The organism is Microcoleus sp. T3_A4, from assembly GCF_036700465.1.
GTDB lineage: Bacteria > Cyanobacteriota > Cyanobacteriia > Cyanobacteriales > Microcoleaceae > Microcoleus.
The window spans coordinates 46,012-71,911 of the sequence record NZ_JAUBOY010000033.1 but is presented as its reverse complement, the minus strand read 5'-3'; the positions used below and the strand labels follow the sequence as shown (position 1 = coordinate 71,911).

Genomic DNA, 25,900 nt, shown 5'->3' with positions numbered 1-25,900 from the left:
CGCACGTTTCCCTATAAAAACTCTCAAATCCTCTCCTCTCCATGCTTTCCCGTCTCTCCTACACTGATTCACCGCGCTACGCCTGGCGAGTCGGGAAGCAATATCAAAACTATTCCCCTCCGTCCCCCCGATAAATTTCCCTTCAGAAAGCCCTAGCATCGCCTTTAACGGTTTTGTGCTATAATTTTAGGAGTTTTCCCATTTTAGAAGCTTTCGGGGCTTTAGGCCTCATTATTGGAGCTATTTTTGTATGACCAGCAGCTACAGCGCCGACCAGATTCAAGTTCTCGAAGGTCTCGAAGCAGTCCGTAAACGGCCGGGGATGTACATCGGTACCACCGGGCCGCGAGGACTCCACCATCTAGTTTACGAGGTTGTGGACAATTCCATAGATGAGGCGCTGGCTGGCCACTGCACTCACATCGAGATTGACATCAACGCCGACGGTTCCGTTACCGTGACAGACGACGGCCGGGGTATTCCGACCGGCATCGTTGCCAAGACTGGCAAATCGGGAATAGAAACAGTAATGACTGTACTCCACGCCGGTGGTAAATTTGGCGGTGGTGGCTACAAGGTTTCTGGAGGATTGCACGGTGTAGGTATTTCTGTTGTTAACGCGCTGTCCGAGTGGGTAGAAGTGACAGTTTGGCGCGACCAAAAAGAACATTTACAGCGCTACGAAAGAGGCAATCCAGTTACTGAACTTACTGCCAAGCCCAACAAAGGCACTCGCACCGGCACTTCAGTTTCTTTCTTGCCAGATACTCAAATATTTAGCACTGGCATTGAATTTGATTACACTATACTCGCCGGGCGCTTGCGAGAATTGGGTTACTTGAATGCGGGCGTGAAAATTACCTTTAGCGACCACCGTTTGGAACTGCTCAAAAGTAGCGAACCTCGCATCGAAACATACTGTTATGAGGGCGGAATCAAGGAATATATCGCCTACATGAACCGCGAAAAGCAGCCTCTGCACGAAGAAGTGATCTACGTGCAAGGAGAACGCAACAATGTGCAGATAGAAGTGGCTTTGCAGTGGTGCGTCGATGCTTTTAGTGACAACGTTCTCGGTTTTGCTAACAACATTCGGACGATCGACGGAGGCACGCACTTAGAAGGTTTGAAGGCAGTTTTGACGCGGACGATGAATTCGATCGCCCGCAAGCGCAACAAAATCAAAGAAAACGAGCCCAACCTCGCCGGCGAAAACGTTCGCGAAGGTTTGACAGCAGTCATTTCGGTCAAAGTCCCAGACCCGGAATTTGAAGGCCAAACTAAAACTAAGCTAGGAAATACAGAAGTTCGGGGAATTGTCGATTCCTTAGTAGGCGAAGTATTAACAGAATATTTGGAGTTTCGCCCCCAAGTAGCTGACGCTATTTTGGAAAAAGCTATTCAGGCATTTAAGGCTGCTGAAGCAGCCCGTCGTGCCCGCGATTTAGTCCGCCGAAAATCGGTCTTAGAATCGTCTCCTTTGCCCGGTAAACTAGCGGATTGTAGTTCCAGAGACCCTGCCCTGTCTGAGATCTACCTGGTGGAAGGGGATTCTGCAGGCGGATCGGCAAAACAAGGGCGCGATCGCCAATTCCAAGCAATCCTGCCTTTGCGCGGTAAAATTCTCAACATTGAGAAAACCGACGACGCCAAAATCTACAAAAATAACGAAATTCAATCGTTAATTACAGCCCTGGGTTTGGGCATCAAAGGCGAAGAATTCGATCCGGGTCAATTGCGGTATCACCACATCGTAATTATGACTGACGCTGACGTAGATGGTGCTCACATCCGCACGCTGTTGCTGACTTTCTTCTACCGCTATCAGCGCGCACTTGTAGACCAAGGTTACATCTATATTGCTTGTCCTCCTCTCTATAAAGTGGAACGGGGACGCAATCATTACTACTGTTACAGCGATCGCGAAATGAACAATCTCATCCGCAATGAATTTCCGGCGAATGCTAACTACACCATTCAGCGGTTCAAAGGTTTGGGTGAAATGATGCCGACACAGTTGTGGGATACAACGATGAACCCAGAAACTCGGACGCTGAAACGAGTGGAGATTGAAGACGCTGCTGAGGCCGATCGCATCTTTACGATCTTAATGGGCGATCGTGTCGCCCCCCGCCGCGAATTCATCGAAACCTACGGCCCCAAACTCAACCTCCTCGACTTGGACATCTAAGTTAGTTGACAGTTGACAGTTGACAGTTGTTTGCTGGCGAGGATGAGTCATTAGTCATTAGTCATTAGTCATTAGTTAGTGACTGATGACTGATGACTACTGACTACTGCCAACTTTTGTTATAAAAATTAATACAATCTCTCATCAAATCGATCTAAGGTAAACACTTAGGTAAATTTTAGATTTTTGGCGCATCCATCAGCTACCACAAAAATAGAAGGTTGGACAGTATAGCATGAGCATCAATTTAGCGACCAAATTGCGTGAGGGAACGAAAAAGTCCCACACAATGGCAGAAAACGTCGGTTTTGTCAAGTGTTTTTTAAAAGGCGTTGTAGAAAAAACTTCTTACCGGAAGTTAGTAGGAAACCTCTACTTTGTCTACTCGGCAATGGAAGAGGAAATGGAACGCCAAAAGCAGCATCCGGTTGTTTCAAAAATTTACTTTTCTGAGTTGAATCGCAAACAAAGCTTAGAGCAAGATTTATTTTACTACTACGGTGCGAATTGGCGCGAACAAGTAGCTCCGTCAGCTGCAGCTAAAGCTTATGTGGAGCGAATTCGCGAGATTTCGGCGACTGCCCCGGAACTGTTAGTCGCTCACTCTTACACTCGCTACTTGGGCGATTTATCCGGCGGACAAATCCTGAAGGGAATTGCCCAGCGCGGGATGAATCTTTCCGAGGGAGAAGGCACTGCTTTCTATGAATTCCAGGATATTCCTGATGAAAAAGAATTCAAGGCTAACTACCGTCAGGCAATGAATGAACTGCCGATTGACGAAGCAACAGCAGAACGAATTGTTGACGAAGCTAATGCAGCTTTTGGCATGAACATGAAGATGTTCATGGAGTTAGAAGGCAATTTGATTAAAGCAGTTGGTCAGATGCTTTTCAATACTCTGACGCGGAAGCGCGGTGGCGCCAGTACCGAATTGGCTACTGCTGATTGAGCCAACACTCATTGGCAATAATTTGAGCCTCGTTTAAGAGGAAAAACTTAAATCCTGGGGGTTTGATGGCTGCTTTTACAGTCACCAAATCTCCGGGATTTTGCATAGTGTTTGAATTGCGGGCGATCGACTTTTTATAGAAGAAGGAAGAAGGAAGAAGGAAGAAGGAAGAAGGAAGAAGGAAGGAAGAAGGAAGAAGGAAGAAGGAAGAATGCCCAATGCCCAATGCCCAATGCCCAATGCCCAATGCCCAATTACCCATTCTCATGCAAAGGAAACTTACTATATTTACCTTCCCACGCCGCGATTAGGAGGCTCCTCGTCCGGGACAGGCAAAGAAGTGGGCCTTACTTGCCGCTCCAAATACTTACTCAAAGCGTAAGCGATATCCCAGCGAGTCATCGGCTTCAAAGGATTAATCTTATTAGTTGCGAGATCAACATTAACAAACCCTTCATAAAGTGCAGTAGCTATAGACTTTCTAGCCCAATTAGGAATTTCACCTGCATCGGGATACTTAGCTAAAATTTCGGAAATGCTGGCATCAGGAAACTGAAAAACCCCGTAAGCTTGAGCAAAAATCGCTAAAGCTTCCGCGCGAGTCACCCTTTGATTAGGGAAAAACATTCGGTCGCGATATCCACTCATTGTTCCCGTTTTCAAAACAGTTTGAATCGCACTGTAAGCCCAGTAACTCTTCGGTACGTCCGGCAATTCTTTATCCGGTTTCTGAGCGGTTTTCCGCCGTTCCAAACCAAAAGTTTTTACTAAAATCACCGCCAAATCAGCACGACTGACAAGACCCTCAGCATTAAAATTGCCACTGGCATCTTTATTCATCAACCCTGCACTCACAACCCGGTCGATCGGGTCAATTATTTCTTGAGATTGAACCGCCATAGGCACTCCTTGCAGTAGGGCGATAGCCAAAAAAATACTCACTAACCTTTTCACGATTTTAATCCTTTCTGTCGCTAAAACAATCATGAAAACAGCAGTAATATTTTTTCCGGTTCCCTCGGTATTATTCTGTGGTTTCGGCGGTGCGCTAGATTTGGGGATTATATATTAAAATCCAACATTTGCTTCCGGCAAAGCGCCCTGCATTTTACCCAACCAATCAATCAAATTATCCAATTGCTTTTGGGCCGTTAAAACCGCCATACCTCGAATAGTAACCTTCCCCTTGCTGTAGACAAAACGAGAGCGCAAATGTTCCGGCAAATTAGCCTTGAGCAAATTCCAAGCAGGCTCTTCCATCGCCGTTTCCAAAACTATGTTCTGCTTATTCTCCGGTTTGATACGAGAAAAACCGATTTTTTTAGCAATTTGTTTGAGTTCGACCACACGGATAAGTTGCTGGGCTGGCAGAGGAATTGGCCCATAGCGATCGCACCAATCAGCCTGAATCTGCTGTAATTCTTCAGGAGTATTAGCAGAAGCCACAGACCGGTAAGCGCTCATCTTTTGATCCAAATCTGCGATGTAATCGGCAGGAATAAACGCCGTCAAAGTTAGGTCAATTTGCGCGTCCTCAACTTTCGGAATTTCCTGACCCTTAATTTCCCGAATAGCTTCCTCTAACATTTCAGCATACAAATCAAAACCGATCGCCTCCATTTGACCAGATTGTTCAGTACCCAAAACATCACCCGAACCGCGAATTTCCATATCTCGGACAGCCAACTGATAGCCAGAACCCAACTGGGCAAACTCTTGAATTGCCCGCAGCCGCTGCCTTGCAGCATCAGAAAGTTGGTTCTGCTTGGGATAAAACAGCCAAGCATGAGCTTGAATCCCCGCGCGTCCCACCCGTCCCCGCAACTGGTAAAGCTGACCCAAACCAAACTTCTGCGCGTCTTCAATTAAAATAGTATTGACTCGCGGAATATCCAAACCCGACTCAATAATCGTCGTACACACCAAAATATCGAAATCTGCCGCACTGAAAGTCAGCATGATTGATTCTAGTTCCGACGCCTCCATTTGACCGTGGGCGATCGCAATTCTGGCAGACGGAACCATCTCCTGCAACTGAGCGGCCAACTCATCAATCCCCTCAATCCGCGGCACCACGTAAAACACCTGACCGCCCCTGTCCAACTCTTGACGAATTGCCGAGCGCACCGTTTCTGCGTTATAGGGAGCCAAATGCGTCTGAATCGGGCGTCTGCTGGGAGGCGGAGTCGCAATCAAACTCATCTCGCGAATCCCCGACAGGGACATATACAAAGTCCGGGGAATCGGCGTTGCTGTCAAAGTCAGAACATCTACCTCTGTTTTGAGAGATTTAATTGCTTCCTTTTGCTTAACTCCAAACCGCTGTTCTTCATCCACCACCAACAAGCCCAAATCCCGAAATTTAATCGCCTTGCTCAAAACAGCTTGAGTACCGACAATCACATCTAATTCCCCAGTCGCCAAACGCTTGTGAATCTCCCGGCGCTCGGTTTCCGTCCGAAAGCGATTGAGCAAACCAACTTCGATCGGATAAGGGGAAAAACGCTCAGAGAGCGTGTGATAGTGCTGTTGGGTCAAAATCGTCGTCGGCGCGAGCAAAGCCACCTGCTTGCCCGCCGTAACCGCCTTAAAAATTGCTCTCAGAGCAACTTCTGTCTTACCAAAACCGACATCGCCACAGACCAAGCGATCCATCGGTCGATCGCCCTCCATGTCGCGTTTCACATCCTGAGTTGCCTTCAACTGATCCGGCGTTGGCTGGTAAGGAAAAGAATCCTCTAACTCTTGTTGCCAAGGCATATCAGGAGGAAAAGCGTAACCTGTTTGTTTAGCTCTTTTAGCATAAAGATTCAGCAAATCCACTGCCAATTTTTTAACAGCTTTGCGAACCTTTGTTTTAGTTTTTTCCCAAGTTTGGCCTGTCAGCTTGTTGAGATCCGGTACTTTATCGCCTACAGTCCGAAACCTCGACAAAGCGCCCAATTGATCGGCCGCCACTCTCAGAGTACCGTCAGCGTATTGAAGCACCAAATATTCGCGAGTTTCGCGATCGATCGTCAAACGTTCCAACTTGATAAATTTGCCCACTCCGTGCTGGCGGTGAACCACATAATCACCAGGGCTTAATTTATTCGGGTCTACTTGCTTAGAAGCAGCACGACGGCGCTTGCGGACGTAGCTAAAAGTAGCGAGAGAATGCTGACCGTAAAATTCCCGATCGGTAATTAAAACTATCCGAAAAGTCGGCAGAATAAAACCTTCCAATTCGGCCAGCCCGCTGTACTTCAAAGCAACCGGAACGTGCTGCAATTGCAACTTGTCGATCGCCAAATAATCGCGTGGATTCACCACAAACTGAGCCGGACAGTCGTGTTCCGACAGCAGAGAAACCGATCGACTCGGTTGAGCCGAAACCAGAAAAATGGTAAAACCCCGATCGCGCTCTTCCCTGAGCATTTGAGACAGCTTCGCAAATTGGTGAGGCATCACCGGCACAGGCCGAGAAGCCAAATTAATCGCAGACGGTAGCTGGTCACTCTCGGCAGAGTTTTGAATTTTTTTAGTAGTAGAATCTTCTGCCAATTCTGAAAGTTCTAGCCGCTCGAAAGCTGCGACATCTGCCATAGATTCAGCAAACGTGCGGTGAATTTTTGGAACTTTAAAATTAGCAATTGGCAATTTTTCTGTAGCCTCACCAGCAACTGCCGATTCCCGATTGCAATTATTCCACTGTTCCTGTGCATTCTCATACCAGCGGTCGCTGTGACCTTCGCACCCTTGCGGTTCGTCAATAACAACTAAAGTATTTTCTGTCAAATAATCCAACAAAGATGCAGGTTGCTCGAACGCTAAACCCAACAGCCTGCGGACAAATTTTTCGGCTTCATTTTCTGGGTCTACAGAGCCTAGTTGGTTAATTTCGTCAATATTTTTTTCAGATAAAACTGCTTTAATAATTGTGTTAAAATTAGTGGGAGTTAAAACTAATCGATCGACCTTATCGAGCGATCGCTGGGAAGACGGATCGAACTCCCGAATTTGCTCCAAATTATCTCCGAACCATTCCAGCCGCACCGGCAACTCCGCCGCTACCGGAAACACATCGACAATATCACCCCGGCGACTCCACTGGCCCTCCATTTCCACGAGAGTCACCCGATCGTACCCCATCGACACCAGTTGACGATCCAGTATCTTTGAGTCTTGAACCGCACCTCGCTTCAGCGTCAGACAGTAGGGTTCAAAAGCAGCAGGTGGGGGCAAGTGAGACTGGAGAGCTCTTTCGGTAGCTACAATCGCGATCGGCTTAGAATTAGCGTTTGTTTCTTGTTTCTCGACCAAATCCGCTAGCACCTGCATTTGCCCCCAAGTCATTTCGTTCTCGTCGGAGTAAGATAGCTCGTAGGGTGAAGCCTCCGAAGTCGGGTAAAAATGTACGGTTTGCCAGCCCATCGCCTCTAAAGAGGCAACCCAGCGGCCGGCTTCTTCTAAAGTAGCCGTAACGGTCAATAAGTTTCGCCCCTCTTGCTGTGCGAGGGCGGAAGCTACCAAAGCTTTAGGCAAACGGGCGATGCCGGACAGTTGCACGTAGCGATGGCGCTTGAGCTTGTTGAGGAGTTCTGTTGCTAGGGGCGATCGGCCCAGGGTACGAATTATTGAAGAGAAAGTCATGCGCTTTTAATTTTAATCCCTGATCGGCGAAGGCTCTTTCCCTTTGCCTGTTAAGGAGATTGTACGACAAACATCCATGATTGTGCCGCTCTGCTGTTGACGCATGGGAACTTAACTAGAGATAGATTTCTGCTTTAATATGTCGATCCTGCGATCGCGATCGAGCCAGTTCCGTTAATATAGGGCCAGGCTTAGAAAAAATTTCGATTTTGCGATCGAGATTCGCAGCTTCCAGACCTCTCCTGTGACTGCACCCAAAGACGGATACAAGCCCCCGACTCAAGTTGTGAAGATCGAAGAATTTTAGACATTAGGGAAATCCCCCAGATACTGGCGGCGTCGTCAATCTAAAATCTAAAATCTAAAATCGACTAACCGGGCACAGCGCTTTGCCGTTACTACCGAAAATTTTAGAAATGTCCCCAAGTACCGATATTCTGATTGTTCTCCTACTGGTTTTCCTCAATGGCTTATTTGTGATGTCAGAGATGGCCATCATCTCTGTACGGAAGGTGAGACTGCAACAGATGGCCAACCAAGGTTCGATCAATGCCCGCGTAGCTTTGGATCTGGCTAATGCCCCCAATCAGTTCTTGCCGACAGTTCAAATCGGGATTACGATGCTGGCCATTCTGTCGGGCGCTTTCGGAGAAACGACGATTTCTAGAAGGGTAGAGCCTTTGTTGCGGCTGATCCCTGCCCTCGCGCCCTACTCTCAGACGATCGCCTCAGTAGTAGCAGTTTTAACGATCACTTATCTGACCCTAATTATCGGCGAACTTGTGCCGAAGCGGCTAGCGCTCAACAACCCGGAACCCATCGCCTCAAGCGTAGCAATTCCCATGCGAATGCTCTCAAAAATTGGCGCTCCGGCGGTTTTTCTGTTAAGTTATTCCACTGACTTAGTGATGCGGATCATGGGGATTGTGCCTTCTACAGAACCGCAAGTTACAGAGGAAGAAATTAAAGTTTTGATCGAGCAAGGAACAGAAGCCGGAACCTTTGAAGAAGCCGAACAAGATATGGTGGAAAGAGTGTTTCGTTTGGGCGATCGGCGAGTCAGCGCCTTAATGACTCCGCGTCCCGATCTTACCTGGCTCGACCTCGACGACTCAGTGGAAGAAAACCGCCAAAAAATGCTCGGCAGTGGTCATTCTCGGTTTCCCGTGTGTCAGGGAGGACTCGACAACGTTGTCGGTTTAGTACACGTTACTGATATGCTGTCTCGGACTTTAACTGGTCAACCGCTAGATTTAAGCGCTTCTTTACGACGACCGTTATTTGTACCGGAAAGCACGCGAGGTTTAAAAGTATTAGAACTTTTCAAACAATCTAGCAATCAAATTGCCTTGGTAGTAGACGAATACGGCGTCATTCAAGGATTGGTTACAGTCAACGACATTTTAGTGGAACTCGTTGGCGACTTTCCCTCGATTGAAGATGCTGACGAACCTCAAACCGTGCAGCGCGAAGACGGTTCTTGGCTGTTAGACGGAATGCTAGCAGTCGAAGATTTTTTTGAGCTATTTGGAATCGAAGAGTCAGCAGAACACAAAGGAAGTTACCACACAATGGGCGGTTTTGTGATTACAAATTTGGGCAAAATTCCCACAGCAGCAGAGCATTTTGAGTGGAACGGTTTGCGCGTGGAAGTAGTCGATATGGACGGGAATCGAGTTGATAAAATCTTGGTAATGCCGATCGACTCAACGGGCGATCGACCTAAAACCCAAGCAAAAACCTAAAATTTAAACTCAGCGGTAAGGTGCGCTAGGCGCACCCTACATCCACCATTCAGCGGATATTTCAGACCTACTTCTTTTTGCTTCTAGCCTCATCTTTCCGCAAAGATTCCAGAATAGAACGGCCCAGATAATTGCTAAAAACCACCTCTCCAGCTTGATTGTAGTGGCAGCAGCTATCTACATAAACAGCTTCTTTAGTCTTGTCAAAAACATTAACCGCATTCACTAGAGTGATATTATTTTTTTCCAAATTCGGAAACTTCTTGAAAAGAGCCGGATATCCAATTTGTACAGATTTAGCATAAGGAGTATCCTTGTTAAAAGCAATCTGCTTTTCGGCTTCACCAAACACCCTTTTCGTCTGATAATATTGATTAGGCTGAAGAACATGAAAATAAGGCACATTACTAGCCGACAGGACTTTGTGCATAAAAATTGAACTTTTTGCCCAATTTAACGCCATTTCTTGAAAAGCTACTGAATCCTGTAAAACTGACTTATTAGTATTGATATAAATAACGCTGCCACTGTCATCTTTTTTTGGTTGAGTCCGTTCTTTCTCAAACTTAATGACATCGGTTTTATAGTTATTAACTAGATTTTGAACGTAAACAGAAGTTAAAGCATCGCACGCAGCTAAAGAACAGTTTTGTAAGCGTTCCAAACCCTGACTAATCCTAGCTTTATTTTCTTGGATTCTGATAGTTGCTTTCATCGCTTTGGTAGAAAGGCTATTATTCGCCAAGCTAGTCAGCGGCAAAATATGCTGAATGCTTGGCATCGCCAAATCGACTTGATTTTTATTGTTTAAATTAGAAAGTGCTACTTCATTAAAACCATCTATATTGACAACCAGATCCAGTTCTTGCCCTAAAGCCAAAAAATAGTTTAAAATTAATAATTGCTGCGGTTGTTTGTAGCCTCCGGTAGCAAAAGACAAAATTACAAATTCTTTATCTTTCAAACCCGGAAGCTGCTTTAGGTATTGAGGTAAAATTTTGTTTTGAACTTCAAATACTCCATAATTAGAAGCCACAGAACCGCCAAAAACTCCGATAATAAATTGATTTTTATTTGTTTTTTTCAATGGGTAATCATAAGGAGAAATAAATCCATAATTATTGACTTTAAAACCAGGTCTAAAATCAGCGCTGGGTTTCTGAATGAACCCAAAAAAAGGATGAAACCTTTCAACAATAGACTGATTCAGCCGCACTCCTTCTAAATTAATTCCTAAAGCCGACTTATCTTGCGTCTTTTCTCTAGTATAGAAAAATTGCTTGTGCTTGACAAAATACCATGCCAAGGAGCCAAGCTCGAGGAAAACCAGTAAAATCGCTAAGTTAATCAAAGCTATTTTTAGAAATCCTTGTCCTTTTCTGAGAAAATTTAAATCTTTCATAAACCTCTATTTCGACTCTCTTACTACTTTAATAATGGAACTAGAAACATAGTTGGCCAATACTTCGTCTCCGACAGAATTATAGTGGCAGCAGGCATCTTTGTAAACCGTTTCTTTTGTATTGTCTAAAATATTCACTGCGCTAAAAACATTAACCCCAGCTTTTTGCAAATCATCGACTTTGGACAACAATACTGGATAACCTTTTTTCACACCTTCAATGTAAGGACTCTTCTGGTCGATCGCAATTTCGTTTTCCTTGGCGGTAAACGCTCGCTTAGTGGGATAATACTGGTTGGGCTGGAGAAAGTGAAAATACTTAATCTTTCTACTTGATAAAATTTGATTCATCCCGATCGACGATTGATACCACATCGATGCCATTTTGTCAAAAGCAGCGGCATCCTGCAAAACAAAGTCAGCTTTGGGAATGTATACTATACCGCTATTTGCGGTGTCTGGGCTGGATTGTTTGACTTGCGAATCGTACTTGACAACGGCTTGCTGGTAATTGTTGACTAATTGTTTCACCTGTAGCGAGGTGACAGCGTGACACAAAGCAAGTTGACAAGTTTGCAATTTGTCAATACCTGCTTTCAACTGTTTTTTGTTTTCGTTAATTTGCACGATCGAACTCATCGCTTCCGGTGACAAGTTGTTGCTAGCTAAACCAGTCAGAGGCTGTATGTGCTGAACGCTGGGCATTCCTATTTCTACTTGGGCTTTGTTGTTTAAATTTGACAGTGCTACTTCGTTAAAACCATCAATATTTATGACTAAATCTAACTCTTGACCCAACGCCAGAAAGTAATTTAAAATTAATAATTGTTGGGGCTGTTTGTAGCCCCCGTTGCCAAAATTTAAGACAATAATTTCCTTATTGGCAAATTCTGGATAACTCTTCAATTTGTTAGACAATCTGCGATTTACGTATTCATCGACTGCAAAGTTATTCGCAACTGAACCCCCAAAAACTCCGATAATAACTTGATTTTTATTGGTTTTAATAAACGGATATTCGTAGAGTGAAAAAAAGCCGTCTTTGTTGACTTTTAACTTTAATTTTTTATTGGTAAAAGCCCCTTGTTTTAGCACGTAACCAAAAAGTGGGTGCAGTCTTTCTACGATAGATTCATCAAGTCTAATGCCGATCCTTTCAATATCTTCTACTACTTTTTCTTTGGCTTTAGTTCTGGTATAAAAAAACTGCTTTTGGTTGATAAAATAAAAAGCTAGCGATAAAGCTTCCAGACAAATAAAGGCGAGCGCCAAATTAACCGCGACTATAATTAATATGTTTTTGCCTTTTTTCAAAGCCGTTGAATCTTTCATGAAATTTGACTGATTACGGTTGTTTTTTGGGTACTTGAGACTGCTTCAAATTTTCGCACAAATTTCGGTTAATCAGGATACTAGCCAGTCGGTGTCCGAGTTCATTCCAGTGACCCCCACAGGGTACAGAATTATCAAAACCGTGGGCGCAGACTTGATATTTTTCAGTGTAACCTTGGATCTGTTCCGATAAATTTAGTACCCGAAAACCCTCGCGCGCGCCCAAATTTTCCAGCCGCCTATCGGGATAAAACAAATCCTGAATGTTGTTTTTTTTCATAAAATTTTTTCGCCGATCGGCCTCCGGTCTAACTTGCATCGGATCGCCGATTGTCACCACCAAAAAATCAGCATTTTTCTGCACGACTTCATTCCGCATCGTCACAATCAAACCCTCTGTCACCCTCCACGCCTCTTCCCAAGCTGCATTTTGAGGTTCCTTGAGGTTCAGGGTACTTAAAGTGGTAAAATGCCCGGACAACTCCCGCTTTTTCCGATCTAAGTCTACCTTTTTAATGACTTGCAAAATGCGCGAATTGTTGACGATCAAACTGGGCATCCGGTCTACAAAGGAAACTGCTCTTTCGTTGCGGTCGATCGGCGCCAGATTGCGAAAAGACATATCCGGTACTAACTTGCCGCTAGCATCATAAGCAAAAAATGGTCGGTAGCGATCGTATTCCAATTGCGGCGAATTATTTATCACATCATTGCCAATAAAAAAAGCAAGAATTACAATATCAGGACTGTAATCCCATACTTTTTTGCGCAGCATTATCAATTCTTGAGCAGTACCGTAGCCCTGCACCCCGAAATTCATTACCTCAACATTTTTGCGTCCCTTAACAGCTTCGCAGTTGCCTAACTTTCGTTCCAATTTTGACCAGAAAGTTTGTTCGACAGGTACGTGAATTGCTTCGGTGAAAGAATCGCCCAAAACCGCAACGCGCAAAGTATTTGGAGGTTTTGCTTTTGTATGTTCACGATCGCGCAAACCCTCGCTATTCACCTGCACAAAACTCGCACCTTCCCCATTCCACTCCCCCGACGCGCCCGGTTTCAGCTTCCAGCCCAAATTTGGATCGGAAGTGTGGAAACGAGTTGGCGCCGAGTCTACGAAATCTCCTATTTTTGGATAGCCCTCAACTTTAGCAACTCGCAATCCAATTTCGCCAATTACCACCCCCATCAATAAACCACCGAGTGTCAAGCCCAAATTGACACCCAAATTTTTCAACTTGCTCATTATTTCAAAACAGCGTGTAAATAAATGGAGCAATCACAGAACCCTGACTCAATACAATCAAAGCTCCCAAAAAGACTAAAGTCACAATGAGCGGCAACAGCCAATACTTTTGGCGTTCTTTCATAAACGCCCACAAATCTTTGAGAAAATCTAAAGTTGCTTCAAACACTTAAAAAGGACGCTCCATACTAACTTTTGTTCTTGCTTTACTTGGGACGCGGTAAGTATCCATTTTCGGATTTAGTTTTCGCCGCATTGCATCTTCGCCGAAAAAGTTTTTGAGCACTCCCATCGGCCAAACTATCAGGTAAAAAACTATCCCTAGGACGATCGGCGTTTCGATTTTGTTAAGAATAAGTCCAAAGCGCATCCACGCGTGATAAACGGGATTCAGCGATTTTGGCGCCACCAATGCTAGCAGCACTAGCACTCCGCAGATTGCCCAAGGCCACCAAGGTAGAGAATGCCGCCGCAGTAAAGGTACTGCTAAACCGAACAGCACTCCAATCAAGCCGCCAATTAGCAGCCCGAAATCGCGCAAGCCTTTTTTGTCGAGTTTTTTAATTTCGTCGCTCATGGGGAAGAAGGAAGAAGGAAGAAGGAAGAGGGAAGAAGGAAGAGGGAAGAAGGAAGAGGGAAGAAGGAAGAATGACAATTGCCCACTAACAACTCACCACTGCCCACTGCCAACTGACTAATAATTAATCTAGTTCAAATTCATTTTTCCAAGCATCATCTTGTTTCCAAGGAATTTGTTCGGACTTGGGAAGCAAGTAATTTTCCAAAACCAGATAGTCCATTTCGGTTCGCATGAAACAGCGGTAAGCATCCTCTGGAGTGCAAACAATGGGTTCGCCTCGAACGTTGAAAGAAGTATTTACCACAATAGAACAGCCCGATCGCTTTTCAAAATGGCTGATTAAGTCATAGTAGCGAGGATTCGTTTCTTTGTGAACAGTTTGAATGCGAGCCGAGTAATCGACGTGGGTGACAGCCGGAATCTCGGATCGCGGAATGTTGAGCTTTTCAATGCCAAACAACTGCTCTTGTTCGGGAGTCATCGGAATGCGGAGACTGGATTTGACAGGTGCTACCAATAGCATATAAGGACTAGAATGGTCAATCTCGAAATAATCCGCAACTCGTTCGGCTAAGATTGACGGAGCAAAAGGTCGAAATGATTCCCGATATTTAATTTTCAGGTTCATCACGGACTGCATTTTAGCACTGCGGGGATCGCCAATGATCGATCGACCGCCCAGAGCCCGCGGCCCAAATTCCATCCGCCCCTGGAACCATCCCACCACATTTCCCTGTTCCAAAATCTCCGCCAACTGTGGCATTAATTCGGCATCATCCAATCGGTGATAGCTGGCTTTGACAGCATCCAAATATTCGAGAATTTCTGCGTCAGTAAACCTCGGCCCCAAATATGAGCCGCGCATTTGATCGTGACAAGTTAAATGAGCAACCGACTTCGCCACAGTTGCCACCGCTGGGTTTGCAGTGAGAACTTCAGTCCTCTCCTCAACCGCTACGTTTGTCGTGATCAGTTCAGTTTTGAGGGATTCTATACTATTTGCTGTCGAGTTCGCGCTCACAGTGCGAGTTTGTTCGCAATACTGATACCAAATCGCCAAAGCCGCGCCCAAAGCACCGCCAGCATCTCCGGCTGCCGGCTGAATCCAAATATCTTTGAAAATACCTTCCCGCAAGAGTCTGCCGTTAGCAACACAGTTGAGAGCAACGCCGCCGGCAAGACAAAGATAATCGACATCCAATTCTTTTTTAACTGTTCTGCACAGCCGCAAAACAACTTCTTCGGTAACAACTTGAATGGAAGCTGCAATGTCCATTTCTCGCTGAGTCAATTTTCCTTCAGCTTGACGCGGCGGCCCTTCAAATAGTTCGTCAAACTTCTTGTTTGTCATGGTTAAGCCAACTGTATAGTTGAAATAATCCATGTTCAAACGAAAAGTTCCGTCATCTTTGAGGTCGATTAAATAGTTGAGAATTTTGTCTACATACTTGGGTTCGCCGTAAGGAGCTAAACCCATGAGTTTGTATTCACCAGAGTTGACTTTGAAGCCGGTGTAATAGGTGAAAGCTGAATAAAGCAAACCCAAGGAGTGGGGAAAATCGATTTCCCACTGAGGTGTCAGTTGGTTCCCGTCTCCCAACCAAACCGAGGTTGTGGCCCACTCGCCCACGCCGTCGAGGCACAAAACGGCTGCTTTTTCAAAGGGGCTGGGAAAAAATGCCGATGCTGCGTGGGATTGGTGGTGTTCGGTAAATAGCAGAGATGGCAGTTTATTCGTTTTGCAGTTTGCTATTGCTGCCAGATCTCTTTTGAGCATGGTTTTGAGGTAAAGCTTTTCTTTGAGCCATATCGGCATGGCTGCTAGGAAAGAGCGAAAACCTTGGGGTGCGTAGGCTAAATAGGTTTCGAGAAGGCGCTCGAATTTGACTAAAGGTTTGTCGTAAAAGACTATTCGATCGACTTCCCGCAAATCTATGTTCGCTTCTTTCAAGCAATAAGCGATCGCATTCTTAGGGAATCTGGCGTCATGCTTTTTGCGGGAAAATCTTTCTTCCTGCGCTGCTGCTATAATTTCTCCGTCGCGAATTAAGGCTGCGGCGCTGTCGTGATAGTACGCCGAGATTCCAAGTATGTTCATCGCTCTCCTCACAAATCGCAATGCGTTTGCTTTTGACTATTTAGAATAGCTAACGATTATAGCTGCATAAGTGCTGATTGGGAATTGAATTTTGCGATCGCCTCTAATTTTACCTGGATTGATGTCGGTGCACCGTCCTGGGGCGATCGGGTTTTTGAGAGCATCAAGCTAGCGTCGGCTTATCCTGCGCCCCCAAGCTCTGAAGTAAGTTACCACCGGGAATTGATAAAATTCACCTACCAACCACAGCACAATGCCTAAATGGGACAAAAAAGCTAAGCCTGTCCAAGCTACGGGCAGCCACGACAACCGGCTGCCGGGAACCGGGGGAAAATAGTAAGCTGAAAGTCCCAGCAAAGTAGTGGGAAGGAAAATTAGACCCAGAGCCGCTGCCCAGTAGGGCCATCCGAATTCTACGCCTTCGAGGTGGGATCCTATCCACTGTTTGCCGTTCCAGTGCCAAGTTACGGGCGGTTGGCGATCTGCCATTTGGAGCGATTGTCTTTCAACGCTTGCGGTATAAATGTGCTGGCAGAAGTTGCAAGCTAGGGCGTCCATCATCGGCATGGTATAAATTTGACCGGTGCGGCACACGGGACAGGGATATGTATCTTGAGGGTTGAAAGGTCGGGTTGATTTTTTGAAAAGCTGCATAGATCAGGCTGTTTGTCAAGATATTGAGCGATCTTAACAAAGTACAAAGATTATGGGTTGGCTGAGGGTGGTTTTTGTATCTAGATTGTTGGTGATTTAACAGGTTTTTTCACGCTTACTGGCCCCACGGGTTAATGCGGGTTGATATTAGACCTCTCCAATCATTATTATTGTGGAACAGGCATCCTGCCTGTTCAAGACTGGCAATTCTTGCGGTGTCTATTGAATGATTCGGATTAATTGCGGTGATTGTTGCTGTACCGAATTCTGGCTCCTGCCCAGTGAAGTTTTTCCCTCAAAGTGTTGAAATAAGAATAATTTTCCCGCAAAATGATAAACTTGGCTTCGCAGTCTGCCCTCCGCACGTCTACGCGGTGTCCTGGCCAAATTGCAGTACCTAAAATCCCGTCAGTCCAGAGTTTGGTACTGAGTTCGTAATCTGCTAAAGGCCAAATGCTGACGACTGAACCGGGCGGGAGGACGATCGCCCGACTGGATAAACTCAAAGGGCAAATCGGAGTAACCGCGATCGCCTCCATTCCCGAGTGCATAATCGGCCCGTTGGCAGATGCGGTGTAGCAAGTCGAACCGGTGGGAGTTGCCACAATTAAACCGTCGCCTTGATACTGATCGACTACTTCGCCGTCAACTTCCATTTCTAGAATACAGCTCGGCATTCGATCGGCTGAAGCAGGTTTGACACACATTTCATTTAGTGCCAAAAATCGATCGCTTTGGGGTTCGAGATTGCTTCTGTTTCCCTCAAAAACTGTTGCCTGCAACATCATCCGCTTCTGCACAGCATACCTATCTTCCGAAAGTCTGTCCCAAATCTCCTCAGTATTTTGGAAATCCTCAAAAGACTCGGTTAAAAAACCCAGATGTCCCCCCACATTCGCTGCCAAAATCGGGATGCCGTCAGCCGCCAAATTCCGCGCGGCAGCTAGGGCCGTACCGTCACCCCCCAGCACTACCGCTAAATCAATTGGGCTGTTACTAGAAGCTAAAAACACCGGATACGGGTTATCTTTCGGGCCACTTGGCCCCATTAAAACCTGACACCCGCGACTTTCTAATTGGCGGGCACATTGTTCTGCCCACCGCTGGCTAAGGGTATCTCTGGCTTTGTGGGCGATAATTACTTGTTTTAGTTGCACAACCTATCGATTTTAGATTTTAGATTTTGGATTTTGGATTGTTAGATTTTAGAGTGACCTCACAACCTATCGATTTTAGATTTTGGATTTTGGATTGTTAGATTTTAGAGTGAACTCACAATCTATGGATTTTTGATTGTTAGATTTTAGGCTGAGTGAAATATCTTAAAATGTTCGATCGCACAAATTGGTTTTGGGCATCAGGTTAGATTTTAAACTATTTTTGAGTATTGCGAGGCAGAGCCTGTGGATCTGCGTTACCAGGATCTGCCTGGTAAAAAGAAAGCCGGGAATAAAAAATATTATGACTGCATTTCCACATCTTCCTTCTTCCGACTTCCATCGGACTGACATCCGTTATATCCGCTACATCCGTTACAGAATCCGTTGCCGAACTTCCTTCACCCCTCGCTGCGGCTGGATTTGGGCCGTGGCCAGATAATGCTGGAATCGGCCGCGAGTAAGCGAGAAACGGCGATCGCCCCAAAGCGGTTGAGGTGGCTGGGGTCAACAAAATAGTCATTGCGGCCCGGCCACCGCTGCGACAAGTCGCGGAAAGCGAAGCCTTTTTGCCGCGAGAGTTGCTGCATTCTCTGCCGGAACTGCTGTTCTGCCCGCAGGCGAGTTCCGTCTAAGTAGTCGTCGGTGAGGGGCAAATTGACGAAAATTAGGGGAATTTTGCGAGCTTTGGTAAATGCTACAACTGAGTTAAAGGCTGCTGCTTGTTTGCCTCCGAGGTTAAAGTTTTCGTAGTCGCGATCGTACTGACCTGAAACGTAAGCGCGTTCTCGATAATAAGTGTTGGGGTTGTAAGTGCCCGACATCGCCATGAATCCGTTGGAGTCGATCGAATCTGCCAATTGGTTGAGTTGTCTGAGGGCTACTGTTGTGCGTCGCGAGACTGGAATCAATTGTGTTTTTTGAGTTGCTGCATCCGCTGCGATCGGTTGTACCTCATATCTTGCAGCATTTGAGGCAACGGGCAAAATGCCCGTTCTTCCACTGGAGAGGAATTTGATTGGGGGGTGGGTGTCTTGCCCGCCTGTAGCATTTGAGGCAACGGGCAAGATGCCCGTTCCACTGGACTGTCGATCAATAGAGGTAAATGCTTTGCGGAAATTGTTGTTAGCGCAGGGCTGCGGGAATCTGTAACACATCGGAATCTCGTTGAATTCATCGGACAGCAGTTCGGGGCGAATGCCTGCTGCTAAAAGTTGGCTGCCTTCAGAATCGACGATCGAATTAAAAGTGCGATCGTCCCGGCCGCTGTTAAATGCCCGCACACCATCAGCCCAGACAATCATTTGAGGCAAATGACCGGGCTTCAAAAGCCGCCGTAGTTGAAAGTCAACGACTTGTGCAGTTGCGCCATTGACTGAAAAGTTAAATACTTTTAAGCCCGGACGGCCCCTTTGGGCCAAAGATTGTTTTAGCTGTCTGGGATCGACGCCCTGCAATGCGCGGGAACTGCCGACAATCAAAACATCTGGTGGGCCGACCGCAGCAACGTAGGATAGGTAAAGTTGTAGTTGTTCGTTGAGCAAATCGCTGCTGAAGCTGACTGTACTGGCTTGCGATCTGGTTGCGCTCGCTTGCTGCTGGGAATAAACCAGGTTTCTCATGTACTCGATTACTTTTTTCTCCGCAAACGCCCGTCTGGGACTGCCGGGGGGAACGGCTTGCATCCAGGCGACGGCCTGCACCCACAGGGCAGCTACTTCGTCCCAGTCTTGTTTTGAATTGGCTGATTGAGCCAAATTAGAAGCTTGGGTGGCAAAGTTAACTGACTCCGTGAAGGCATCGTTTTGCGGGCAAGAGGGAAGGCTGAGGGATTTTCTGGTTTTGTTGGGGTTTTGAGCTAACAGAGACGTTGGGGACTGCGCTAGGACGGCGGATTCGTCGATCGAACCCGATGGCGCTGCGGTGTTGGGCGGCTTCGTTGACGAACATCCCAAAGTTACGGCTAATACAGCGGCTGCGGCGCAGGTACGTTTGAGGATGCTGGTGCTGATGCTAGCAATGTAGCGGCGAATCATAAAGCTTTCAGCGATCGCGAAACATTACTAGATATTACCGCAAGCCGCGATTCCTCTGCTGCGACGATCGTGACGTTTTGAGTATTTATGTATGGGATTCGATGACGGCTTCGGCTTGCAGGGCGATCGACCTCAATTTATCCAATGTATCCTGGTTCGCACTCTCCCACAACCCCCGCTGACGAGCTTCTAGCAATCTCTCCGCCATATCTCGCAGTGCCCAAGGATTGTTTTCTTGAATAAATGTCTGCACTTTCTCATCAAAAATGTAAGCCTCTGCGATTCCTTCATACATAAAATCCTCTACACAATTTGCCGTAGCATCGTAAGCAAACAAAAAATCAACTGTTGCTGCAATTTCAAAAGCACCTTTGTAACCGTGGCGCATCGCACCTTCTATCCATTTGGGATTCACAGCCCTACTGCGATAAACCCGCGCAATTTCTTCTGTGAGTTGTCGCACTTTTGGATTTTCAGGAATTGAATTGTCTCCGAAATAGGTTTCAGGATTTTTGCCTTGCAAATTGCGAATTGCAGCCGTCATTCCGCCTTGGAATTGATAATAATCATCGGAGTCGAGGATGTCGTGTTCGCGGTTGTCTTGGTTTTGCAGAACTATTTGCATTTGGCCGAGGCGTTTTTCAAATGCTTCGGGTGCAGAACCTCCCCATTCACTCTGTTTAACTCCTGCTACATCTCCCGGCAAATTTGAGGAACTAGAGGAGGTATAGGCGTAACTGCTCCAATTAATGTAAGCTTTTGCTAAATCGCTGTCGTCTGTCCAGTTTTGAGCTTCAATGATGCCTTGAAGTCCTGCGCCGTAAGCACCCGGTTTTGAGCCAAAGACTCGAAATTGCGATCGCCCTTGCGCCTCTTCCTGACTCAAACCTGTAGATTCCCAATACAAAATCTCTTCCTTAACTTGTGCGGCTAAAGGGTTGTCTTCTGCCGATTCGTCTAAATCTGCCACAGCTTTTACCGCACTGTCAAACAAATCAATTAAATTAAAAAAAGCATCGCGGAAAAAGCCAGAAATTCGCAAAGTAACATCAACTCGCGGCCGCCCCAAAACAGAAATTGGCAAGATTTCAAAATCTACAACCCGGCGCGAAGGGCCATCCCAAACTGGTTGAACTCCTATCAGCGCCAAGGCTTCGGCGATGTCGTCTCCCCCCGTCCGCATCGTGGATGTTCCCCACACTGACAAACCCAAAGTTTTCGGATATTCGCCGTTTTCTTGGGTGTATCTTTCGATTAAAGTTTCAGCAGCAACTCTGCCAACTCTCCAGGCGGTTTCTGTGGGAATGGCGCGGATATCTACTGAGTAAAAATTGCGACCGGTGGGCAATACATCTGGTCGGCCGCGAGTGGGCGCGCCGGATGCGCCGCTTGGTATGTGCCGCCCATCTAGTCCGCGCAAAAGGTTGGTAATTTCTTGGTTTGTTTGGAGGAGTGAAGGTAAAAGATAGTTATTTATCCAGTCTAATTCTTGTTTGGTTGTTTCTCCTATTTGGATATTTTTAACCGCAGATGAACGCGGATGAACTCGGATGTTTTCGATTAATTTATCTACTAATTCAGCGGCTTTTTCTTCGAGTTCTGCTGTTAAATCGCCTGCTATGCGGTGCTGAATTATCGACGTTGGATCGCAGGTTAAGGGGTCGAAATCGTAGCCTGAGTCTTCTGCTAGGGCGCGGGTTAAGCCCGATCGCCCGTTGGTAGGATGGCGGGCGATCGCAATTATCAAATCTCTCAACTGTCTACCTTCGGGACACTGACCGAAAATGTGCAATCCGTCGCGGATTTGGGATTCTTTGAGTTCGCAAAGATAGCCGTCTGTGCGGGTGATAAATTCTGTAAATTCCGATTTATTTAGTTGTATTCCTAAGTCTTTATCTAAGTTTTCTTTGTTGGTGAGGGCGAGAATGCGATCGCGAATCATGGGCAATCTGGACGGATCTAAACTTTGGGCTTCACAATACTCATCAATTAAGGTTTCCAACTGCTGCAAAGGCCCGTAGAGTTCGGCGCGAGTCATCGGCGGTGTCAGGTGGTCGATAATCACAGCTTGCGATCGTCTTTTTGCTTGGGAACCTTCCCCCGGATCGTTGACAATGAAAGGATAAAAATTCGGCATTGCGCCTAATGCTACTTCTGGATAACATTTGTTAGACAATGCTATACTTTTACCGGGAAGCCATTCTAAATTGCCGTGTTTTCCGGCATGAATTATAGCGTCAATTCCAAATTTTTCTCGCAGCCAATAATAGTAAGCTAAATAATTATGAGTGGGTTCTAAGTCTGGGGCATGATAATTTAAGGCGGGGTCAAGTTCATATCCCCGCGATGGTTGAATTCCTACAAATACATTACCGAACTGAATACCCGGAATCGGAAAAGACGTATTGTTACTTATAAAGTCTTGTGCATAGCTTCCCGGAATCCCCCATCTTTTACAAATCCCATCTTGCACTTCCTGCGGCAAAGTAGCAAAATATTCTTCATATTCTGCCAAATCCAATGATTGATGAACAGGGCGCAATTCGCGTCCTTCCGGGTCATTTGTCACCCCAGAAGTTAACAGTTCAATTAACTCGTTGCCGCTAGCGGGGATGTTTTCAATTTGATAGCCAGCTTGCTGCATAGCTTTGAGGATTTCGACACAGCTAGCGGGCGTATCTAAGCCGACGCCGTTGGCTAAGCGGGCGTTGCGAGTGGGGTAATTTGCGAGAATTATGGCAATGCGTCTGTTAGTGGCTGGGGTTTGTTTCATCTTCACCCAATTCGCGGTTAAATCTGCTACAAATGAAATGCGATCGCCCGCTGCTACATAGCCTACTACATCTGTTTCTAATTCGCTGTTCCAAGTCTGTACGGCTTTAAAAGAAACCGCCCTAGTAATGATTTTTCCGTCTACTTCCGGCAATGCTACATTCATCGCCACATCGCGGGGCGAAAGTCCCTGAAGTTCCGTTTCCCACTGTTCCAAACCGCCACCGCTGAAGATTGCTTGCAATACTGGAACGTCTAAGGATTTTAAGCTGTTTTGTGCCGGTTCTTGGCTGCTAAAACCGGAGACTGCAAAACTTGTAGTGTTTAGCAATAATTGAATTGGTTCTGATTCTTTTGGCTGGAAATATTCCAGCAATTCTATTTGCAAATCTGGTTCCCGCAGAGAAGACACAAAGACGGGAATCGGTACTAAGTTTCGCTCTGCTAGAGCTTGACAAAGTGCATCAATTGGTGCTAAGTTTCCTGATAAATAATGAGCGCGATAAAATAAAATTCCGACTTTAGATGTAGTTGGTAAACCCGGAGATCCGCCCCAGCCCCCCTTAATAAGGGGGGAGGAAGAAGTTGTCAAAGTCCCGCTTGTTAAGGGGGATTTAGGGGGATCAGCGTCGGTTGGTAAACCCGGAGATCCCCCCCAGCCCCCCTTAATAAGGGGGGAGGAAGAAGTTGTCAAAGTCCCGCTTGTTAAGGGGGATTTAGGGGGATCTGAATCTGGTTGTAAAGTTGCAAAACACGCCCCCGCTTCTCCGCCCCATTCGTAAATTCCGACGCGGGAAACTGTTTGAGGTAGGGGCGGATTATAAGCAGTTTTGAGGCAAGTATCGGCGGCAAATTTTAGTGCATTAACAAAGTTTTGGACTCCGCCTTCTGTGAAATAGCGCCACAGTTTATTGACTGCTGACAGCGATACATTGGAATGGCTGATTAAATCTGGATCGGGACTGTCTTCTCCCGGCATTACAATCAGTGAGGCGTTAGTTTTTTGCACCGTTTCTCGCAGAATTTCTAACCCGTAAGACCAATAAGAACGCCCTCCTAAAAGTCTTAAGATTATTACCTCTGCGCGTTCTAAAACTTCCTCGGCATAAGTATCAATTGTTAGTTGTTGCTGCAACTGAAGCAGGTTTACTGCGCGCATTTTGGGGAATTCGGCAGGCATTTTGGAGGCGGCGGCCGCGAGTGTTTGAATGTCGGTGTCAGCAGCACTAATAAATACTATTGGTGCTGGGGTTTGCTGAATAAAAATTACTCCTTCTGCTTGAGGGTTCCAACCTCCCGGTGTGGCGGCTATTTTGTGCATTAATTTTTCCTCTATATATAACAAGTCGAAATTAAACGAAGTCTCAGAGGCACAGCCTCTCGCTTAATTATGCCACGAAAAAAGCGTTCGCAGCCTCGGAATGTAAGTCGTAGGATTTTGGAGAGGACTTGCATTCCGAGGCCGCGAACCAAATTACATAAAATATGAAAATTTTATAATGTTATAAATAAAACTCCTCCCATCATGATAGCAGCCCCTAAAAATCTTTCCTGAATATCTTTTTCCTTGAAAATGAAATGGCCGAACAGTACACCCATTAATACGCTGGTACGCTTAAGTGCTATTACTTGCACGACTAAAGTCATTGTCAAAGCTTGCATCTGAAAAATGACTCCTAAAGCATTGAAAAACCCCGTTGCCATTAGCATCGGTAAGTATTGGATAATTTGGCGCTTGGGGTTAGAGGTTTTGTGCAGTAAAACTGGCAGCAATAGGACACTCATACTCGTCAATAAAGCGAACACCCAAAAAATCGGGGAAGAGTTTTGCACGCCGATTTTGTCAAAATTTGTGGTAATACTCCAGAGAAAAGCTACGAGTAACATCAATTTTGACCCGGGTTGGTGCAGAAGTGCTTTGAATGGGGCTAAGTAGCCTTGAGATTTTTCTTTGATGTTTAATAGATAAGATCCCATGACTATGAGAAAAACTCCAATACCATCAAAAAAGTTGGGATATTCACCGACAATTAACGGTGAAGTCAGCAGCATGAATAAGGGCGTCAAAGCTACCAGTGGCACGGCGAGGGATAAATCCGACAGTTTGATGGCTTTAATGTAGAGGAGAGCAATGACGGCGTTCATGGTGCCTCCGATTAACAAAGCTATCCAAAATTGCTGGTTTAAGGGAGGTATTTCTATAATAAATAGCAAGGGAGTTAAAAAGGCTGCTGTAAAAAATGTTAGCGACCAAGTTACGACATATTCGTCGTTTGCTTTCAGGTTGTGCTTGCTAACAACATCTTTTACTGCTTCAAAAAAAGCGCTCAAACTTGCCAAAATTAACCACATCATCCTAAATATGCGCTCCTGACTCGCTCGTCGTTTAGCAAATCCGCTCCAATACCTGTGAGAGTAATATTACCAGCTTCTAGCACGTAACCCCGATCGGCAATTTGCAGTGCTAAACTGGCGTTTTGTTCCACTAAAAGGATTGTAACGCCCGTAGAGCGCAAGTTTTGAATGATTGCAAAAATTTCTTTGACGATCGCAGGTGCTAAACCTAAACTAGGCTCGTCTAATAATAGCAGCTTCGGGCGACTCATCAGCGCACGGGCGATCGCCAGCATTTGCTGTTCCCCGCCGCTGAGGGTTCCTGCTAGCTGGCGGCGCCTTTCTGCTAGGCGCGGAAATATCTCAAATTGGCGATCTAAATCGGCTTTTACTGCCGCCGAGTCCGATCGAATATAGGCCCCCAATTCCAAGTTAGTTAACACAGTTTGCTGGGCCAAAACCCGCCGCCCTTCGGGACTGTGGGCGATTCCCAATTTCACAACTTCGTGAGCTTGGCGGCGGCTAATATCGCGCCCGCTATAAATAATTTGTCCTTGCCGCAAATTAACTATTTTAGAAATCGCTCTCAGGGTGGTACTTTTGCCCGCACCGTTGGCACCGATGAGACTGACAACCTCGCCTGCATTAATCGTGAGATTAATATTTTGTATGGCTTGAATTCCGCCATAATTTACAGAAACATTTTTGATTTCTAAGAGGATGTTTTGGTGTGTTTTAGGTGGGCTATCTTGCATTTTGTGTGACGGGA

At 46.0% G+C, this 25,900-nt stretch carries 19 protein-coding genes; 4 read left to right on the top strand and 15 right to left on the bottom strand.

Translation table 11 applies throughout. From position 1 onward, the window contains the following. Positions 1 to 250 precede the first annotated feature (250 nt). Positions 251 to 2,191: a DNA topoisomerase (ATP-hydrolyzing) subunit B gene (gene gyrB / locus QUA07_RS19480; protein WP_333328051.1), complete on the top strand. Its 1,941-nt coding sequence runs from the start codon at positions 251 to 253 to the stop codon at positions 2,189 to 2,191. 235 nt (positions 2,192 to 2,426) lie between these two features. Continuing rightward, on the top strand, positions 2,427 to 3,143 hold the full coding sequence (locus QUA07_RS19475) for a heme oxygenase (biliverdin-producing) (protein ID WP_333082007.1): 717 nt from the start codon (positions 2,427 to 2,429) through the stop codon (positions 3,141 to 3,143). Here QUA07_RS19475 and QUA07_RS19470 read toward each other — a convergent pair. From QUA07_RS19470 to mfd, 3 genes are all read right to left on the bottom strand, one after another. After that, positions 3,130 to 3,411 carry a hypothetical protein gene (locus tag QUA07_RS19470; protein ID WP_333328048.1) on the bottom strand — a complete coding sequence of 94 codons (282 nt, stop codon included), beginning with the start codon at positions 3,409 to 3,411 and terminating at the stop codon, positions 3,130 to 3,132. The genes QUA07_RS19475 and QUA07_RS19470 overlap by 14 nt on opposite strands. A gap of 20 nt (positions 3,412 to 3,431) precedes the next feature. Then, positions 3,432 to 4,097, bottom strand: a complete 666-nt coding sequence (locus QUA07_RS19465; protein WP_333328045.1) for an S-layer homology domain-containing protein — start codon at positions 4,095 to 4,097, stop codon at positions 3,432 to 3,434. 114 nt (positions 4,098 to 4,211) lie between these two features. Continuing rightward, entirely contained in the window at positions 4,212 to 7,775 is a 3,564-nt protein-coding gene (gene mfd, locus QUA07_RS19460; protein ID WP_333328042.1) for a transcription-repair coupling factor, read from the bottom strand. A gap of 416 nt (positions 7,776 to 8,191) precedes the next feature. Here mfd and QUA07_RS19455 point away from each other — a divergent pair, with 416 nt between their 5' ends. After that, the gene (locus QUA07_RS19455; RefSeq protein WP_333082010.1) at positions 8,192 to 9,520 is read left to right on the top strand and encodes a hemolysin family protein; all 1,329 of its coding nucleotides are present in this window, start codon (positions 8,192 to 8,194) and stop codon (positions 9,518 to 9,520) included. A gap of 67 nt (positions 9,521 to 9,587) precedes the next feature. On the opposite strand, the gene QUA07_RS19450 is transcribed toward QUA07_RS19455, so the two are convergent. From QUA07_RS19450 to QUA07_RS19430, 5 genes are read right to left on the bottom strand one after another with little or no spacing between them, the layout of a single operon-like run. Beyond that, entirely contained in the window at positions 9,588 to 10,922 is a 1,335-nt protein-coding gene (locus tag QUA07_RS19450) for a hypothetical protein (protein WP_333328039.1), read from the bottom strand. Positions 10,923 to 10,928: 6 nt separating this feature from the next. Then, the gene (locus tag QUA07_RS19445; RefSeq protein ID WP_333328036.1) at positions 10,929 to 12,254 is read right to left on the bottom strand and encodes a hypothetical protein; all 1,326 of its coding nucleotides are present in this window, start codon (positions 12,252 to 12,254) and stop codon (positions 10,929 to 10,931) included. A 13-nt stretch (positions 12,255 to 12,267) separates the two neighbouring features. After that, a complete protein-coding gene (locus QUA07_RS19440; protein ID WP_333328032.1) occupies positions 12,268 to 13,500 on the bottom strand; it encodes an SGNH/GDSL hydrolase family protein in 1,233 nt (410 codons plus the stop codon). A gap of 4 nt (positions 13,501 to 13,504) precedes the next feature. Further along, positions 13,505 to 13,669: a DUF5989 family protein gene (locus tag QUA07_RS19435; RefSeq protein WP_190657062.1), complete on the bottom strand. Its 165-nt coding sequence runs from the start codon at positions 13,667 to 13,669 to the stop codon at positions 13,505 to 13,507. Beyond that, positions 13,670 to 14,077: an SxtJ family membrane protein gene (locus QUA07_RS19430; protein WP_333328029.1), complete on the bottom strand. Its 408-nt coding sequence runs from the start codon at positions 14,075 to 14,077 to the stop codon at positions 13,670 to 13,672. On the opposite strand from QUA07_RS19430, the gene QUA07_RS19425 reads away from it, so the two are divergent. Next, complete coding sequence (locus QUA07_RS19425; protein WP_333328026.1) at positions 14,076 to 14,198, top strand: hypothetical protein; 123 nt, start codon at positions 14,076 to 14,078, stop codon at positions 14,196 to 14,198. The genes QUA07_RS19430 and QUA07_RS19425 overlap by 2 nt on opposite strands. A gap of 3 nt (positions 14,199 to 14,201) precedes the next feature. On the opposite strand, the gene QUA07_RS19420 is transcribed toward QUA07_RS19425, so the two are convergent. From QUA07_RS19420 to QUA07_RS19390, 7 genes are all read right to left on the bottom strand, one after another. Next, positions 14,202 to 16,178 carry a carbamoyltransferase gene (locus tag QUA07_RS19420; RefSeq protein ID WP_333328023.1) on the bottom strand — a complete coding sequence of 659 codons (1,977 nt, stop codon included), beginning with the start codon at positions 16,176 to 16,178 and terminating at the stop codon, positions 14,202 to 14,204. A gap of 168 nt (positions 16,179 to 16,346) precedes the next feature. Next, a complete protein-coding gene (locus tag QUA07_RS19415; RefSeq protein ID WP_333328021.1) occupies positions 16,347 to 16,832 on the bottom strand; it encodes a hypothetical protein in 486 nt (161 codons plus the stop codon). Between the two features lie 236 nt (positions 16,833 to 17,068). Further along, positions 17,069 to 17,989 (bottom strand): NAD(+) kinase, encoded by a 921-nt coding sequence (locus QUA07_RS19410; RefSeq protein WP_333082018.1) that lies wholly within the window; start codon positions 17,987 to 17,989, stop codon positions 17,069 to 17,071. Between the two features lie 401 nt (positions 17,990 to 18,390). Beyond that, positions 18,391 to 20,025, bottom strand: a complete 1,635-nt coding sequence (locus tag QUA07_RS19405) for a hypothetical protein (RefSeq protein ID WP_333328018.1) — start codon at positions 20,023 to 20,025, stop codon at positions 18,391 to 18,393. Between the two features lie 85 nt (positions 20,026 to 20,110). Further along, positions 20,111 to 24,118, bottom strand: a complete 4,008-nt coding sequence (gene cobN, locus QUA07_RS19400) for a cobaltochelatase subunit CobN (protein WP_333328015.1) — start codon at positions 24,116 to 24,118, stop codon at positions 20,111 to 20,113. Positions 24,119 to 24,291: 173 nt separating this feature from the next. Beyond that, the gene (locus tag QUA07_RS19395) at positions 24,292 to 25,152 is read right to left on the bottom strand and encodes a DMT family transporter (RefSeq protein WP_333328012.1); all 861 of its coding nucleotides are present in this window, start codon (positions 25,150 to 25,152) and stop codon (positions 24,292 to 24,294) included. Beyond that, a complete protein-coding gene (locus tag QUA07_RS19390) occupies positions 25,149 to 25,886 on the bottom strand; it encodes an ABC transporter ATP-binding protein (RefSeq protein WP_333328009.1) in 738 nt (245 codons plus the stop codon). The genes QUA07_RS19395 and QUA07_RS19390 overlap by 4 nt, the downstream gene beginning before the upstream one ends. Positions 25,887 to 25,900 lie beyond the last annotated feature (14 nt).

Coding starts and splice junctions, on each gene's coding strand:
- QUA07_RS19430 (WP_333328029.1), bottom strand. CDS start 14,077: ATGAGCGACGAAATTAAAAAACTCGACAAAAAAGGCTTGCGCGATTTC.
- QUA07_RS19415 (WP_333328021.1), bottom strand. CDS start 16,832: ATGCAGCTTTTCAAAAAATCAACCCGACCTTTCAACCCTCAAGATACA.
- QUA07_RS19455 (WP_333082010.1), top strand. CDS start 8,192: ATGTCCCCAAGTACCGATATTCTGATTGTTCTCCTACTGGTTTTCCTC.
- QUA07_RS19395 (WP_333328012.1), bottom strand. CDS start 25,152: ATGATGTGGTTAATTTTGGCAAGTTTGAGCGCTTTTTTTGAAGCAGTA.
- QUA07_RS19440 (WP_333328032.1), bottom strand. CDS start 13,500: ATGAGCAAGTTGAAAAATTTGGGTGTCAATTTGGGCTTGACACTCGGT.
- QUA07_RS19470 (WP_333328048.1), bottom strand. CDS start 3,411: ATGAGAATGGGTAATTGGGCATTGGGCATTGGGCATTGGGCATTGGGC.
- QUA07_RS19405 (WP_333328018.1), bottom strand. CDS start 20,025: ATGATTCGCCGCTACATTGCTAGCATCAGCACCAGCATCCTCAAACGT.
- gyrB (WP_333328051.1), top strand. CDS start 251: ATGACCAGCAGCTACAGCGCCGACCAGATTCAAGTTCTCGAAGGTCTC.
- QUA07_RS19420 (WP_333328023.1), bottom strand. CDS start 16,178: ATGAACATACTTGGAATCTCGGCGTACTATCACGACAGCGCCGCAGCC.
- QUA07_RS19425 (WP_333328026.1), top strand. CDS start 14,076: ATGGGGAAGAAGGAAGAAGGAAGAAGGAAGAGGGAAGAAGGAAGAGGG.
- QUA07_RS19390 (WP_333328009.1), bottom strand. CDS start 25,886: ATGCAAGATAGCCCACCTAAAACACACCAAAACATCCTCTTAGAAATC.
- QUA07_RS19445 (WP_333328036.1), bottom strand. CDS start 12,254: ATGAAAGATTCAACGGCTTTGAAAAAAGGCAAAAACATATTAATTATA.
- QUA07_RS19450 (WP_333328039.1), bottom strand. CDS start 10,922: ATGAAAGATTTAAATTTTCTCAGAAAAGGACAAGGATTTCTAAAAATA.
- mfd (WP_333328042.1), bottom strand. CDS start 7,775: ATGACTTTCTCTTCAATAATTCGTACCCTGGGCCGATCGCCCCTAGCA.
- QUA07_RS19475 (WP_333082007.1), top strand. CDS start 2,427: ATGAGCATCAATTTAGCGACCAAATTGCGTGAGGGAACGAAAAAGTCC.
- cobN (WP_333328015.1), bottom strand. CDS start 24,118: ATGCACAAAATAGCCGCCACACCGGGAGGTTGGAACCCTCAAGCAGAA.